This window comes from Paralteromonas sediminis (genome assembly GCF_003820355.1).
Taxonomy (GTDB): domain Bacteria; phylum Pseudomonadota; class Gammaproteobacteria; order Enterobacterales; family Alteromonadaceae; genus Alteromonas_F; species Alteromonas_F sediminis.
In genome coordinates, this window is the sequence record NZ_RPOK01000002.1 from 212,004 (window position 1) to 228,724 (window position 16,721).

A 16,721-nucleotide genomic window follows, 5' to 3' on the forward strand; every position below is an offset into this window, starting at 1 on the left:
TTTGTGACTAAAAAATTGAAAATAAGCCAATAGCTAATGCTAGACCCACCAATGGCACAACCACTGTCAGTGCCGCCACAGGCCCGTATGCTGCCTGATGCGTCTCACCACAAATTGCGCGTATTGTAGTGACCACATACCCATTGTGGGGCAGGGAGTCTAATGCGCCTGACGATATAGACACAATACGGTGTAGTTCGTCAGGATTAACACCCTGATCGAGATAATGTGGACCTACCAGCGGTAGGGCAATAGCTTGTCCACCCGATGCAGAGCCAGTTAATCCAGCAATAACACTCACGGCTACCGCAGCACCTACTAATTCATTACCCGGTAGATGCGTCATTACCTCAACAGTTTGCTGAAAAGCATCCGTCGTTTTGGCGATAGAGCCAAACCCAACCACGGCCGCTGTGTTACCAATCGCGACTAGTGCTCCTGTGGTACCCGCGTTTACCGCAGCACTGAGGTTGTGGAAAAATTTAAAGTTGATGACCATCAGTGTGGCTACACCGCCTCCCAACGCCACTATCAACGCTAGTTGTGCCAGTGATTCATGTAGTGTAAATGACAGGCCTAACACCACCAATAGGGGGACAATTCCAGTAATAGGATGTGGCAGTGCGCGCTCAGGGACTTCAGGGTCGCCCTGTCGGGTTTCGAATTTTTCACCACGGGCAACAGCAGCATTTACCATCTGCCTAAGCCATGCAAAACCAAACGCGGCCATAAAAATAGCGACCACAAGACTAACTTCCCACGCCGCAAAAGGAGAAGTGCCCAAGTACTGAATGGGGATCCAGTTTTGAATTTCAGGCGAACCCGCAGAGGTCATCGTAAAGGTCACTGAGCCAAACGCCATGGCTGCGGGAATGAAGCGCCTTGGTAAGTTTGCATCTTTGAACAGGCTCAGAGCCATAGGGTAGACAGAAAAGGCAACAACAAAAACGCTTACGCCACCATAAGTGAGAATGGCACAAGCCAGAACTACTGCTACTACCGCATGTTTTTTGCCAAGTTTGCTAACGATTAAGTTAGCTACCGCATCAGCAGCACCCGTGTCTTCCATAAATTTACCGAACAGGGCGCCAAGCAAAAACATGAAAAACCAAGAGGCGATAAAGCCGGTAAATCCACTCATATAAGTGGAAACAAAATTAACCTCGCCGAGGAAAAGTGGCATACCTGATGCCAGGGCAACAATAACTGCGCAAAAGGGGGCGGCTATAAACAGATTCATTCCGCGGATGGTGAGAATAATGAGCAGCAACAGCCCACCAACTAACCCTATCATGCTAAGCATTCTTTATTCCTTAATGTCAGTCTGAATGTAGATGTGGGTAACACCCTGTTACCCACACTTTTTATGATGAGTGACTAGAAACGGTACCCAACGGTTAAACTGATTGTTCTTGGGTCGCCATAGTAACCCGCTACGGTTGTATCACCACCGAAACCAGGCAGGAAGTTACCATCATCGTCTACACCGCCCACAAACACATAGCCACCAAGCAGATACTCTTCATCTGTCAGGTTTTTACCATGAAGACTACCGTACCAGTTACCATCAGTGCTTTCCCAAGCGATACTGGCATTGAACATACCATAACCGTCCTGGTTGAGTACGTCATTGTCTTCAAAGATTAAATAGTCGTCACGATAATAATAACCGGCATTGAAAACAAATGTTCCAACATCAGAATCCAGCACATAATTGGCTGACAGCGCATAGGTGTTGTCTGGCGTATTGGAAAGACCAACAAGAGGAGTCGTTATTGCTGGATCTTGTTTAACTTCAGCATCTAGCATGCCTACAGATAAATCAAATGTAAGATTATCGGTAGCAACGTAGGTGATTTCCGCTTCTATTCCATCAACATCTGACTGTGCAGCGTTGCCGAGATTTTGACCGAGAACGGTAGGGTCGTTTGGATCAGGGACTACCACAATGTACTGGCGATCTTTGTGGTCAAGTGAGAATAGGGTGATGTTTGTACGCAACGCACTGCCCCAGTCTTTTTTCACACCAATTTCAAATGAGTCAACCACTTCAGGATCGGCCGCGTTTTCGTTTGTGCTTGCTCTTGGGTTGAAGGTACCAGATTTGAAGCCTTGTGAGTAACTGGCGAAGAACATGGTGTCATCATCGTATTGATACTCAAAACCAAGACGTGGTGTAAACCGTGACCAGTCAGCTTTTTTCGGTGCATCGAGCAGGCCATCGCCATTGGTATCAACACCAAGGCTCTGTGGCACAGAAACTTCTGGACCTCTTACGTAACCGTCTGTCCAACCTGAGAATGGATAAGCTGCGCCTGGCAAGAACCCATAAAATACATCAGCCTCTTTTTCCTCTTCTGTATAGCGAGCTCCCAGCGTCATTGATAGCTTTTCAGTCAAGTCTATACTGCTTTGTACGTAGGCTGCGATAGATGTGCTGTTGTTACAGCCAGAGGTTTCTAAGGTCAGGCCCAGTCCACCTAATATGGCGTCAAACTGACCACAGGACTCGCCATCGTAATAGTACAACCCCCCCACTACAGAGAAGGTGTCAGCAAAATAGCTGCTCTGTAATTCATGGGTCGTGTTTTCATCGTCGTACACGGCTGGCACGTCAAACAAGTTAATGCCGGTATTGTCGAAGTCTATGTTAGTAGGAGAGTAGCCTTCCCGTGAAGAACCAATATATTTCAAAGACAAATTGTCTGATACGTCCCAGTTAGCGGTAAAGCTATACCCTTCAAGCTCTACTTTATTCCAAGTGGGTAAACTCGTGTACGAATCATAAATACTGTCTGGGATGGGTGCATCAGTCAATAAGCTGGGTGCTAAACGGTAGCCGCCACGAGAGTTAGAGTCGTCTTCAGATTTGTCCCAATCAAAACGAAAGAAGAGGTCATCAGAGGGACGGAACTCAACGGTCACACGTGCTGCAGTTACATCTTTGTTGTAGTTTTCGGTATCTTGACCAGCAGGGGCTACTAAAAACTCACCAAAACCATCTCGGTTGAGATTGGCATAGCCAAATCCTACATAAAGCTTGTCATCAATGACGGGGATCTGGCCGGTGAGTTTTATGTCTCGCTGACTGTAACTGCCGACAGTTGCCTGCGCATTAAACTCGGTGCTCCCGCTCATTTCTTTAGTAACGTATTTAATTGCGCCACCCACAGTATTTTTACCGTACAGTGTACCCTGCGGCCCGCGCAGCACTTCTATCCGCTCTACGTCTAATAAGTCTAATACAGCGCCTTGAGGGCGCGCATAATAAACATCGTTAACATAAATACCGACGCCAGGCTCATAACCCCAAAGAGGATCTTGCTGCCCTACACCACGAATAAACGCCGTTAATGTAGAGTTGGTGCCGCGGCTTGCTTGTAGAGTGGTACTAGGCGAAAACTGTTGAATTTCCACAATGGTGGAAATGCCTTTTTCCGCTAGTTCAGCTGCGCCTATTGAGGTCACTGAGACAGGGGTTTCCTGAAGGCTCTCCACTTGCTTACGTGCTGTGACTTCAATGCGCTCTAGTCCGCCTTCATTCGCGTCTTGCTCTTGTGCGAGAGCGGTAAAACTGGTCGATAGGGCGGTAGACACCGCCAATGCACATAGGGTCTTTTTAGTTATGTTGTGTTTCATGTGAGTCCTCTTCAGAGACAGTATCAGGTGTAATCAAAATATTGCTAAATTGTTAACGCTTGATAAGGTACACCAAATTTCTGAAGATTAACGCAGTACTTAAGTACTATGGCCCAAGGTTAGTGTGCCTGACGACAAACCTGCTAAGCTAAACAGACGTTATAGTGCGATGGCACAAATGAGCTTTACTCACGTGTAATTATTTATGAATAAAAGTGGTACCCCAATTCTAATCGTAGACGATCACCCTCTGTTTAGAAGTGCGCTGTGTCAGGCACTGAGTGACAAGGTGAGCGGAGATTTTATTCAGGCTGATACCTTTGATAAAGCAATATCAATACTGGAACAAAACAATGATATTGAACTGGTTCTGCTGGACTTAAACTTACCCGGCGTGGTGGGCTTGAATGGTCTGGTAGCGATCCGTGCCCAGTTTCCTGGCGTTCTGGTTGCAATTGTCTCGGCTAATGAAGCTCATAAAACGGTGCAGGGCGCACTGGCCTTAGGCGCATGTGGCTATATTCCTAAGTCAAGTTCTCTGGAAACGCTACACTATGCTATTTCACAAATTTTAGATGGTGAAATATGGGTGCCTGAAGAGTTAGCGGAAAGTGTAGAGGGCGATCTTGACCCACAAACAGCAGCACTGGCACACAATATTGCTCAACTGACACCACACCAGCTGCAGGTGTTAAATTATATTTCAGCCGGTTTGCTTAACAAACAAATTGCTTATGAGTTGCAAATTTCTGAGTCGACCGTGAAGCAGCACGTATCCGCGGTCCTCAGGAAACTCCAGGTTATCAATCGCACACAAGCCGGTATACTGTTTAAACAGTTGATGTCGGCTGAGCAGGATGCAGATTCTGACGAAGTGACTGCTTAAGCAATCGCTTCAATGCCAAGGGCTTCAACGGTTTAGGTAAGTAGTGCAAGCCATCACTGGTACATTGCTCTCTCACTTCTGCGGAAAGGTTTGCTGAACTCATTATGCTAAGTACTGTAGTGCCCCACAATGCAGACATGATGTTTGCGGCGTCCAGACCATTTTCGTCGTTGTCCAATTGGTAATCTACTATCATGCAGAATGGCGGGGAGGGGCATTGTGTTTTTGCTTCTTCAACATTTGTCACACCGATGACAGTGGCTCCCCAGTCGCTCAGTAAAGCCGTTAAAGCATCTAGAATTTGCAGGTCGTTTTCAACAATAAGAATAGTTTGATCACGCAAAAACTGTTTGTTTTTGCCTTCGTCCAAGGTTTTGGTCTTAGTGGTTGAATGCTGCACTAATGCCTGTTTGCGATTCACATTGATACTAAAAGCAGTACCTTTATTCAGTGTCGATGAAACGTCTAATGGATGATTCAAGAGCTCAGCAATTCTGGCTACTATCGTTAACCCTAAGCCCAGACCTTGGTTACTTAATTCTGGATTTAACTGTCTGAACTCATCAAAAATAACACTGAGATCATTATCGGAAACGCCAACACCGGTATCGATAACAAGGATAGTAGCGTGCGCTTTACCTTGTCTGCGTACTCCCACAAGGATACCGCCTTCATCTGTGTATCGAATAGCATTTGCCAGTAAATTTTGCACCATGCGTCTTAGCAATACTGGGTCGCTTTCCACCCAAAGGCTTGATTCACAATAGCGCAGCGAAAGGCCTTTTTTTTCTGCAAGAGGGCGCATGGCAACAAATAATGGCTGCAATATATCGTGGAGTCTGAATGTCTGTTTGTTAACTCTTTGGGTGCCCGATTCCAGTTTGGTTATATCAAGCAGTGACGTCAGCAAATCCTCAGCGCTTCTGAGAGATGCATTTAATCCTTCGGAGACCTTGCTCAGTTCAGTATTTTCGGTTTTTTGACGCAGCATATCCGCAAACAGCGTTGCAGCATTAAAAGGTTGCATCAGATCATGGCCAGCCGCGGCTAAAAAACGGGTCTTACTGTCATTGGCGCGCTCTGCAGCCAGTCTTGCCTCGTTTAATTGAGTAGTGCGTTCATCTACGCGTCTTTCAAGGTCTGTTTTAGCTTGTTCCAAGGCGCGTTGGATTTCGATATATTCGGTAATGTCACTAAAAGTGGTGACATAGCCCCCGCCAGGTAATGGGCTGCCATTGAGCTCGATGACTCTTCCGTCAACCTGTTTTCTGATATATTTGTATTTACTGCCTTGTGCAATAAAGTTGATGCGCTTCTCTATTTCTCTCCCTGCATTGGGGCCATCTCCAAAGAGTCCGCGCTGTGCGTTAAATTCCAAAAGGCGACGCAAAGGCATGCCGACACTGATAAAACCACTTGGATAATCAAACAAATCCAAATAGCGTTCATTCCACGCGAGTAGCTTGTGATCATTGTCAATTACGCAGATGCCCTGCTGGATATGCTGAACAGACGACTGTAAAACTTCATGGTTAAAGTGAAAGTCCTGTTGCGCTTTTTCGACCCAGTCCACCAGATCTTCTATCTGGTCTGTTTCATTTGAAGCCAGTGTTGACAGCAGAAGTCGCGCACCAGGACTACCAACACGAGCGGCCAATTGCGCTTCAATATTGGCAATTAAGGCTGGTGAAGCGAGTTTATTGCTGTGCAGCGCATCATCGGGAAGTCCCCGCTGAATTTGCTCGATGGCTTTTGCATCCAAGGTTCTTTGGGTGAGCGCCAAAAGCTGGTCGAGTCTAACGGTGACTGCAGATGTTCGGGTGTCCTGATTAAGTGTCTTATTACTCTTTATTAAGCCCAAAAAAACCAGTAGCAAACCTGTGCCAAGATATACCGTAAAATTAATCCCGATACTCTTAAGAAAACCAATACCCAGAGCTTGGTCTGTCGGTATGGGGTTAAAATAGTAACTAGATAGAATACTGGGTAAAAGCAGATAGACAAACCAAGAGACGAGGCCTGCTGTCAAACCGAGGAGGGCTGACAGGCGGTTGGCTTTTTGCCAATAGAGCCCAAACATCATTGGGACGAGTATTTGTGCCATGAGCGCCATGGCAACGACGCCTGATTTTACTAGCGGCGTATTTTGACTGATGTTGATATGGTACCAATAGGCCGCAGCGAGTACCGCCATAACAGTAATTCTGCGCACGGTCAGGATACTTGACGCTTTCATGTAAGAGTCGCCCTGCCTACGTAAGGAAAGACGTAGCCAAAGCGGGGTGGCAATGTTATTGGCAATCATGATCCCCATTGCCAGCGTCGACACTATGATCATACTGGTGGTGGCCGATAGTCCGCCCACAAACGCAATTAATGCCATTACCGTGCTGTTTTGGTTCATTGGAATGGCCAGCATGAAGGTATCCGAATTCAGGCCTTGCGTAGGCAGTAATAAATGCCCCGCAAGTGCGATAGGCAGTACGAAGACAGTCATCGCAAACAAAAAGACGGGTAAAAACCATCGCGCGGTACGCAACTCCTGTGTGCTGTTGAGTTCAACGAAGCTAACGTGAAACTGCCGTGGCAGGATGAACATACAACAAGCCCCTAAAATAACGTGACTGATGAAGGCTCCCGCACTGCCGGCGTGAGATAAGACTGCTGATGCGCTTTCATCCTTGCTGGCGTGCAGCACAATATCAGCAAATCCATCAAAAACGGAAAAACAAATGTAAACGCCCACCACCACAAATGCGATGAGTTTAACAGCGGACTCAAATGCGATAGACAACATGAGTCCAGGGTGTTTATCCGCCAAAAATAGTGAACGCGTACCGAATAATATGGCAAATACCGCCATCAGCGCTGCGATGTACATGCTAACGGTTGCCGATGAGGCTTCAGACAGATTGGTCAGGATATTTAAACTCATCGTTAGGGCGTCAATTTGCAGTGCAATGTAGGGCACTACACCAATAAAACAGATAACCGATATGGTAGCGGCTACGCTGTGTGAACCGCCGTACAAGAGCCCAACAAAATCAGCCAACGAACTAATATTGTGCTGCTGACAGAGGGTGGCGATACGCTGGATAGTGGCAAAGGCGAAAATAATGGCAAAGGACATGCCCACATACGTAGGAATGATTGCCCAGCCGTACTGACTGGCTTGGGTGACCGTGCCAAAGAAAGCCCACGACGTGCAGTGTATTCCTGTCGCCAATGCATATACATAGGGAGAGAGTGTTATATGTTTGAAATACCTGTCGCCAACAAATGCAATTAAGAACAACATGGCTAAATAGGTAATTACCACAGCTGCAGTGGCCCACACACTAATCAAAGTACGTACCTCAAAGTGACTTTGCTCATTACCTTACAAGGCACTTATCCATTGCACAACAAAAGGCTGTATCGAATAAACGTATCCACCTACAAAAAATGTGTCTTTACCCTTGAAGCACAAAAAATTGTCCCCATAACGCTTTGCAATGAAAAAATGTAACCTTTAAATCCGCAGTTTTTGCATTACCGGAGGACTGCATGAGCGAAGAACGCGATATGCAAAATGAACAAGAGCTAAACCAGGAAGAGCTGGTTGAAGAACAGGGTGTAGACATCAATGAAGATGGCACTGTTATCGACGACGAAGCGACGCGCATTGCCGAACTTGAAAAGGCGCTGGCTGAGTCTCAGGCCACGGTAGAGGCACAGAAGGATACGGTGCTCAGAGCTAAAGCAGATGCTGAGAACGCGCGCCGTCGTGCTGATACTGAAGTGGAGAAGGCGAGAAAGTTTGCACTTGAGCGCTTTGCCGGTGAGCTATTGCCAGTCGTGGATAACCTTGAAAGAGCCATTAGTGCTGCCGATGCTGAAAACGAGAGCGTCAAGCCGCTGTTGGAAGGCGTAGAAATGACGCACAAGAGCTTCTTGGACACGGTAGAAAAATTTGGGCTTGCACTTGTTGACCCTGTGGGCGAGGTGTTTAACCCGGAATTGCACCAGGCCATGTCGATGCAAGAAAGTGCTGAGCACGCACCTAATACGGTTATCGCCGTGATGCAGAAAGGTTATTCATTGAATGGCCGTTTACTACGACCAGCAATGGTTATGGTGTCTAAGGCACCAAGTGGTGAAGCAACCAGCTCTGTGGATACACAGGCGTAATTAATCAAAAAATGTCGAGTTGGGATATTGAAATAGAATCAAATAACCCCACTCTTTATGCAGGTAAAGAATTTTAGTTGGAGATTTTCACATGGGTAAGATTATTGGTATTGACTTAGGTACAACCAATTCCTGTGTAGCCGTACTTGATGGCGATAAAGCAAAAGTAATTGAAAATGCTGAGGGCGATCGCACAACGCCATCAATCATCGCTTACACAGACGAAGGTGAGACATTAGTAGGGCAACCTGCTAAGCGTCAGGCGGTAACGAATCCGAACAACACCTTGTTTGCTATCAAGCGTTTGATTGGTCGTCGTTTCGAAGATAAAGAAGTGCAGCGCGACATCGATATTATGCCGTTTAAAATTGCAAAAGCTGACAACGGCGACGCGTGGGTAGAAGTGAAAGGCGAGAAAATGGCGCCTCCTCAGATTTCTGCCGAAGTGTTGAAAAAAATGAAAAAGACCGCCGAAGATTTCTTGGGCGAAAAAGTAACGGGTGCGGTTATCACAGTGCCTGCTTACTTTAATGATTCACAACGTCAGGCTACCAAAGATGCAGGTCGTATTGCAGGATTAGATGTTAAGCGCATTATTAATGAGCCAACGGCCGCTGCACTTGCTTATGGCATGGACAAGAAAAAAGGCGACAATGTTGTTGCTGTGTATGACCTAGGTGGTGGTACGTTCGATATCTCTATCATTGAAATTGATGAAGTTGATGGTGAGCATACCTTCGAAGTACTGGCGACCAACGGTAACACTCACTTGGGTGGTGAAGATTTTGACAACCGCATGATCAACTACCTTGTTGAAGAGTTTAAGAAAGATCAGGGCGTTGATTTGCGCAAAGATCCGCTCGCCATGCAGCGTCTTAAAGAGGCTGGTGAGAAAGCAAAAATTGAGTTGTCTTCTGCACAACAGACTGAAGTAAACTTACCTTACGTTACCGCAGATGCATCGGGTCCTAAGCACTTGGCGATTAAAGTGACCAGAGCAAAGCTTGAGTCATTGGTTGAAGACATGGTGAAAGATTCACTTGAGCCAGTGAAACAAGCACTTGCTGACGCAGATTTGTCAGTGAGTGATGTCAACGACATCATTTTGGTTGGCGGTCAGACACGTATGCCGTTGGTACAGAAATACGTGACTGAGTTCTTCGGCAAAGAGCCGCGCAAAGACGTTAACCCTGATGAAGCAGTTGCAGTGGGTGCCGCGATACAGGGTGGTGTACTGTCTGGTGAAGTGAAAGATGTACTTCTGCTTGATGTGACGCCACTGTCTCTGGGTATTGAAACCATGGGCGGCGTGATGACAGCGCTGATCGAGAAAAACACGACTATCCCTACCAAGAAGTCACAAACGTTCTCGACGGCTGAAGACAATCAGTCTGCAGTAACGGTTCATGTACTTCAGGGTGAGCGTAAGCAGGCTACCGGCAACAAGTCGCTAGGGCAATTCAACTTAGAGGGAATTCGTCCGGCAGCACGCGGTGTTCCGCAAATTGAAGTGACTTTTGATATTGATGCTGACGGTATTCTACACGTGTCAGCAAAAGACAAAGACACAGGCAAAGAGCAGAAGATAACCATTCAGGCATCATCGGGTTTGAGCGATGATGAAGTTGAAAAAATGGTCGCTGACGCGGAAGCTAACAAAGATGCCGATAAGAAGTTTGAAGAGCTCATTCAGGCGCGAAACCAAGCTGACGGTATGGTCCATGGTACGCGTAAACAGCTTGAAGAAGTCGGCGATGCTTTGTCTGGTGAAGACAAGGAAGCCATTGAAGCGGCAATCTCTGATTTGGAAGGCGTGTTGAAAGGCGATGACAAAGAAGCGATTGAAGCAAAAACACAGGCGCTTATTCAGGCTTCAGCAAAACTGATGGAAGCCGCTCAGGCTGCGCAAGCGACCAATGCGGCAGATGCAGGTGCCCAAGAGTCCTCTGGCAAGCCGGAAGATGATGTGGTTGACGCCGAATTTGAAGAAGTTAAAGACGACGACAAAAAGTAGTCGTAATAGGTAAGAAAGAGGCGCAACCCAACACGGTTGCGCCTTTTGTGTGTCTTAATTAACAGCTTGTTTGTCAAATCAATTCCCCCTGTGAAGGGCGGTTTGACTTGCAACGTAAAGACTCACACCAGAAGTTAGGAATCAAAATGTCAAAACGCGATTATTATGAAGTTCTAGGTGTTGATAAAGGCGCTGCTGAACGAGATATAAAAAAGGCGTATAAAAAACTCGCCATGAAATATCACCCTGACCGTACCCAGGGCGATAAAGCTTTGGAAGAAAAGTTTAAAGAGATCCAAGAAGCTTATGAAGTTTTGACCGATTCGCAAAAGCGCGCGGCCTATGATCAGTATGGGCATGCTGGTGTCGACCCTAATCGTAGTGGTTTCGGTGGTGGCGGTGCTGGTGCTGACTTTGGTGACATCTTCGGTGATGTATTTGGCGACATATTTGGTGGCGGTGGTCGTGGTGGCCGTCAGTCCCGAGCACGTCAGGGGGCAGACCTTCGGTATAACTTAGAGCTTACCCTCGAAGAAGCAGTACGCGGTAAAGACGTAGAAATTCGTGTGCCCACGCTGGTGGGCTGTGACGTTTGTGACGGTTCTGGTGCCAAAAAGGGGACGAAACCGACAACCTGTCCAACCTGTCATGGCAATGGTCAGGTTCAAATGCGACAGGGATTTTTTGCCGTTCAGCAAACCTGTCCAACGTGTTCGGGTAGAGGGAAAATTATCAGTGATCCCTGTAATGCCTGTCATGGCCAGGGCCGTGTAGAAAAGACTAAAACTTTGTCTGTTAAGGTGCCGGCGGGTGTTGATACTGGAGACAGAATTCGGCTGTCTGGTGAAGGTGAAGCGGGCGAAAACGGTGCACCTCCTGGCGATTTGTACGTACAAGTGCACGTGCGTGAGCACAAAATATTTACACGAGATGGCAGCAATTTGTATTGTGAAGTACCACTTAGCTTTACTGCAGCGGCATTGGGTGGTGAACTGGATGTACCTACACTTGACGGTAAAGTAAAGCTGAAGATCAATCCGGAGACGCAAACTGGGCGCATGTTCCGCTTACGTGGGAAAGGTGTGAAGTCGGTCCGTGGTGGTGCGGTTGGCGATTTAATGTGTAAAGTAGTCGTTGAAACCCCCGTCAATCTGTCGTCTAAGCAAAAAGCATTACTGGAGGAATTCCAGGCTTCAATGGGCGAGGGCAAGCAGGCAGCCAAACACAGGCCAAAAGAGCACGGCTTTTTTGATGGCGTGAAAAAGTTCTTTGACGATTGGACGAACTAATGTAACGATTAGCCGTATTAAAAGCCGTAGAAATAGAAAACTACGGCTTTTTTGTTTGTATAAGAATTAAAAACGTTTTATTGACAAAACACAGGTGTGAAATGAAAAAAATGTTTAAAGTGGCGTTATTGTCAGCTGCATTGGTGGTTCCTGCCGCGGGTGTAAGTCTGCATGTTCACGCACAGGAAGCAACGTCAGAGAAACAGGCTGGGAATGTCATCACGTTTCGCCAGTCTCTATTTCAGCTTATTCGTTCGAATATGGGGCCTTTAGGTGCCATGGCCCGCGGCCAAATGCCTTTTGATGAAGCTGTGATGGCAAAAAACGCAGAGCGACTTACACAGCTCGCTGCTATGGTGCCAGATTATATGGCTGTTGATACAACAAAGTTTAATGATGGCAGCGACGCAAAAGCTGACATTTGGCAAAACAGGGATGACTTTAATAAAAAAGCACAGGCGCTGTATGATGCATCTGCTGGGCTCCTAGCCACAGTCGAGGCAAAAGATACAGACAGTTATCGCAAGGCGATAGGGGCGGTTGGTGCAAGCTGTAAAGCGTGCCACGACGATTACAAAGCCGACTGATTATGTAAAAGGCAGCGTCGAGCTGCTTTTTTTTTACATAGACATGCTCTGTAACACTTTTTTCAGACAAATTTCTCAGGGTACGTTATCTTCGTTCAACCCTCATGAACAATCAAATAAAGGTAAAATACCCTATGCGAATCGCAATGCTTTCGCTGGCTGTTACGCTCGCGCTTGCAGGATGTAGCCGTCCAGCAGATGAATCCACAGTATCTAACGCTAACACCGAAACGCCTTCTGTTTCCCAAGAATCAGCAATTACTCAAAAAGAGATCAAAGCTGAAACCGCTAGATTAAACGCATGGTTTGAGGAGAAATACGAAGCAGAAGTACTTGAAAGCCCAATTACGTTGACCTTACTTGGACGTTCAGAGCGTCAGGGTGAAATAGACAGTTTTGGCAACGAGGCGCTTGATCGCACGCTGGAAAGAAGCCGCACAAACCTGGCTGAACTGAAAGCAAATTTTGATTACAACAAACTATCCGAAGACGCCAAGATATCTTATGACATCTGGGTATACGGTGCGGAGCAAGCAGAAGCTGCAGACAAATTCAGGGGCAATGGTTATGTCTTTGAACAAATGCAAGCACTGCACAGCTTTTTCCCTCAGCTCTTAATCACCTATCACAAAGTTAATACAGAACAAGATTTACTTAATTATCTATCACGGGTGTCAGCCGTTGGGACAGCTATTGACGAGTTGATAGCACAATCCAAACAAGCCGCTGAACAGGGTGTGAGACCTCCTTACTTTGCATTTGATGCTGTTATTGAAGGTGCCCAAGGTATCATAACAGGCGCACCTTTTGACAAGGGTGATGACAGCGCGCTTTGGGCCGATGCTAAAGGTAAAGTAGCCGCGCTAGTTGAGAACGGTGCGCTGAATAAGGAAAAAGCAGATGAACTGCTTGAGCAAATTAGAACGGCTTACATTAATGACTTTAAACCGGCCTACGAGCGACTCATCACTTGGCAAAAAGAAGATAGCGTCAATGCGAGTCGCGAAGCAAAAGGCGTTTCATCGCTCCCTGATGGCATCGACTACTACAACGAGCGATTAGCGAACCAGACAACTACATCAATGACCGCAGATGAAGTGCATCAGCTCGGATTGTCTGAGGTTGCTCGATTGCGTGCCGAAATGGAAAAAGTGCAGGCAGAGTTTGGCTTTGATGGCACACTGCAAGAGTTTTTGACATTCCTGCGTGATACAAAAGACGATGAGCGTTTATATTATCCCGACACGGATGAAGGGCGTCAGGGCTATATTGACGACGCTACCGCTGCTATCGATAAGATAAAGGCACAGCTACCTAATTATTTCGGTATTTTACCGAAAGCAGATATGGAAGTGAGACGGGTAGAGGCATTTCGCGAGCAACCCGGCGCAGCACAGCATTACTCGGCGCCTGCGCTAGACGGGTCTAGACCAGGTATATATTACGCACATCTTTCTGATATGACAGCCATGCCCAAACGTGAATTGGAAGTGATCGCCTATCACGAAGGCTTGCCTGGCCACCATATGCAGATAGCGATAGCCCAGGAACTGGAGTCTGTACCTACTTTTAGAACTCAGCAGTTTTATGTGGCTTATGTAGAAGGCTGGGCGCTTTATTCGGAATGGCTAGCTAAGCAAATGCCAGGGACATTCCAAGATCCACTTTCTGAATTTGGACGCTTGGGCTCTGAAATTTGGCGTGCTGTAAGATTAGTTGTCGATACTGGGTTACATGCAAAAGGTTGGACAGAACAGCAAGCTATCGATTACTTCAAAGAGAATTCAGCCATTACTCATGAACAGGCTGTGTCTGAAATTCGCCGTTATCTGGTATTACCGGGTCAGGCAACGGGTTATAAAGTGGGCATGATAAAAATCCAGCAAATGCGTGCCGACGCAGAAAAAGCGTTAGGTGATAAATTTGACGTAAAAGGGTTCCATGACACCCTGTTAGGTGGTGGTGCTATGCCCTTATCAATCTTAGAACGAAGAGTAAACGATTGGGTTGAGCAGGTTAAATCTGCCTAGTCGCCCTTATAAAGTTCTATCTTATAAAAGCCCACTGTATGTGGGCTTTTATTTGCGTCAAATAGTTAGGTTTGTGTCGTTTTTGCAATCCCATTAGAATGGTTTCAATAATAGTGATTTGTGTAGTGTGGTAACAACATCAATGACAAGTGACGCTTCTGGGCAACCCATTCCAGTGAAGGTATTATCTTCTTTGTTAGTGTCTGCGATAGACGCGGCGGGGCAGGATAGCGTTAATGCCTGTATTAATGCGCAGTCAGGTTTATCTTTTGCCGAGTTTTCTAAGAGAGAACACAACACCGATGCCATTAATGCACTCTTGCAAGCTCTGAGTGATACAACGCAAATCCCGCTTTTTTCTTTTGAAATGGGGTGGGCGCTTTCTCCGCGCAGTTTTGGCTCATATGGCAGGGCATTGTATTCCAGCCCATCCTGGACGACATGGTGTCGAACGGCAGTGAAGTTTGCTGACCACATTGGTCTTCCTTCTGGCGCATTGAGTGTGGGGAAATCTCATGACAAAGCGGCACTTCAATTCCATGGCCTGAATTTCGAGGCGCATCAATTAGACTTGTTTTACACTGGCGCATTATTGCGGCTGTATTTACTTTCTAGCGAATCCAATCAGCAAGCCAGCGTGCACATTCGTAACGACGTCATCCCTATTGTTAATGAAAGCTTTGGCCTCAGCTGTACGGCCACCAGTAACAGTTGTCTGATATTGTCATTTACAGGCTCGGCTGGCCTGCCCAGATTGGCAAATGCAAAGGTACACGCTGTTTTTGTGCGGGATATGTCTCAGTTAGGCAGTGAGGAAGAGCCTCATCCACTGGCCTTTCATGTACAAAGGCTGATTGAATCTCAGGCTAACCTTCATCATGTCAATCAATCATGGGTCGCTGAAAAGTTGAATATGAGTGAGCGTAACCTACTCAGAAAGCTTAAAAGCGCCAATATCTCTTTTAGAGATCTCTTTAATCGGGTTCGTAGCAAACGTTCGTTGGATTTGTTATTTAGCGGTATGTCTATTGGCGAAATAGGCAATGCCCTTGGTTATTCAGAGCGTGCAACTTTTGAGCGGGCGTTCAAAACCTGGCAGGGGATCACGCCCGTCGCTATGCAATCGCGATTTGCCAGTTTGGCCGCTGAACACAAAATCGATAACCTGATCACTGCAGAGTCCATTCCGGCACCACCGACCATGTTGCCAAAACTTGTCAGCCTTATTGGAGACGATGATTTCCATATTGATGAATTGGTAGCACTAGTAGAGTCGGACCCTGTGATCACCTCTAAGGTCCTCACTATTGCTAACAGTGCACTTTATGGGTACTCAGGCATTGCGTCAGTTAAGCAGGCTATTCTTACTGTTCTGGGTGTACAAAAGCTGCAAGCAATTGTCATCACCATTTTGAGCACAGACGTGTTTTCTGATCTGCCAAGTCACTTTCCTTATGACCGATTTTGGTTTAGGTCGTTGGCGGCAGCACAGATAAGTGCTGAACTTGCGGACATTGCAGGCATTAAGAGTGATCAAAAATTTACAATTTATATTGCTGCTTTGTTACATAATATCGGCCATCTGGGACTCGCTTATTGTTTGTCAGAAGGCTTTGAAGAATTAATGCATGAAGATATGGATTCATTGTCCTGGCGTGAACAAATTAACTTGCAACGTTTGAGGCTGGGTATTCACAGCGTGCAAGTCACAGAGGTTTTATTAAACCTGTGGGCGTTTCCATCCGATATAGTGAAGGTTTTGAGAGAAAGTGGTATTTGTTCTGATTTTCTGAACGCCGACACCAACAAGGCACCGAGCATACTTCATCAAACACTAAAATTGGTTGAAATAGCGGAGCAATGTTGGAAAGACGAGTCTGCGACAAAAGACCAAGTTAGTGTATATATAGCATCTGAACTTTCAGATGGCGACCAGAAAACGCAAATATTTGAACCACTTAGTGATAAACTTGTCGCAATATGTAGTGCATTGTGGGAACATGCCGGCACATTGGTATTAAAGTAGATACCTAATTTTTGTTGAAATTGTCGGAATTTGCCATATTCAGCGGTTTTGCCGAGTAGTATCCTTTGCAGCATGAATAG

Annotated in this window: 10 protein-coding genes; 7 read left to right on the forward strand and 3 right to left on the reverse strand. The window is 46.4% G+C overall.

What is annotated here, in order from left to right; translation table 11 throughout:
- Window positions 1–7: 7 nt before the first annotated feature.
- Together DRW07_RS06200 and DRW07_RS06205 are read right to left on the reverse strand one after the other, a co-directional pair.
- Complete coding sequence (locus tag DRW07_RS06200) at window positions 8–1,303, reverse strand: GntP family permease (protein WP_124027032.1); 1,296 nt, start codon at window positions 1,301–1,303, stop codon at window positions 8–10.
- A gap of 74 nt (window positions 1,304–1,377) precedes the next feature.
- Window positions 1,378–3,639, reverse strand: a complete 2,262-nt coding sequence (locus DRW07_RS06205) for a TonB-dependent receptor (RefSeq protein WP_124027033.1) — start codon at window positions 3,637–3,639, stop codon at window positions 1,378–1,380.
- A gap of 205 nt (window positions 3,640–3,844) precedes the next feature.
- On the opposite strand from DRW07_RS06205, the gene DRW07_RS06210 reads away from it, so the two are divergent.
- Window positions 3,845–4,525, forward strand: a complete 681-nt coding sequence (locus DRW07_RS06210; protein WP_124027034.1) for a response regulator — start codon at window positions 3,845–3,847, stop codon at window positions 4,523–4,525.
- Here the strand turns inward: DRW07_RS06210 and DRW07_RS06215 are convergent.
- Window positions 4,470–7,862, reverse strand: coding sequence for a PAS domain-containing hybrid sensor histidine kinase/response regulator (locus DRW07_RS06215; protein WP_338067758.1), 3,393 nt, complete (start codon window positions 7,860–7,862; stop codon window positions 4,470–4,472). The two genes, DRW07_RS06210 and DRW07_RS06215, sit on opposite strands and share 56 nt — an antisense overlap.
- 209 nt (window positions 7,863–8,071) lie before the next feature.
- On the opposite strand from DRW07_RS06215, the gene grpE reads away from it, so the two are divergent.
- From grpE to DRW07_RS06245, 6 genes are all read left to right on the forward strand, one after another.
- Window positions 8,072–8,695 (forward strand): nucleotide exchange factor GrpE, encoded by a 624-nt coding sequence (gene grpE, locus DRW07_RS06220; protein ID WP_124027036.1) that lies wholly within the window; start codon window positions 8,072–8,074, stop codon window positions 8,693–8,695.
- 91 nt (window positions 8,696–8,786) lie between these two features.
- Window positions 8,787–10,709 carry a molecular chaperone DnaK gene (gene dnaK, locus DRW07_RS06225; RefSeq protein ID WP_124027037.1) on the forward strand — a complete coding sequence of 641 codons (1,923 nt, stop codon included), beginning with the start codon at window positions 8,787–8,789 and terminating at the stop codon, window positions 10,707–10,709.
- Between the two features lie 146 nt (window positions 10,710–10,855).
- Window positions 10,856–11,998 carry a molecular chaperone DnaJ gene (gene dnaJ, locus DRW07_RS06230; RefSeq protein ID WP_124027038.1) on the forward strand — a complete coding sequence of 381 codons (1,143 nt, stop codon included), beginning with the start codon at window positions 10,856–10,858 and terminating at the stop codon, window positions 11,996–11,998.
- A 101-nt stretch (window positions 11,999–12,099) separates the two neighbouring features.
- Window positions 12,100–12,585 (forward strand): c-type cytochrome, encoded by a 486-nt coding sequence (locus DRW07_RS06235; RefSeq protein ID WP_124027039.1) that lies wholly within the window; start codon window positions 12,100–12,102, stop codon window positions 12,583–12,585.
- A 134-nt stretch (window positions 12,586–12,719) separates the two neighbouring features.
- Window positions 12,720–14,615, forward strand: coding sequence for a DUF885 domain-containing protein (locus tag DRW07_RS06240; protein ID WP_124027040.1), 1,896 nt, complete (start codon window positions 12,720–12,722; stop codon window positions 14,613–14,615).
- Window positions 14,616–14,757: 142 nt separating this feature from the next.
- On the forward strand, window positions 14,758–16,641 hold the full coding sequence (locus DRW07_RS06245) for an HDOD domain-containing protein (protein WP_124027041.1): 1,884 nt from the start codon (window positions 14,758–14,760) through the stop codon (window positions 16,639–16,641).
- Window positions 16,642–16,721 lie beyond the last annotated feature (80 nt).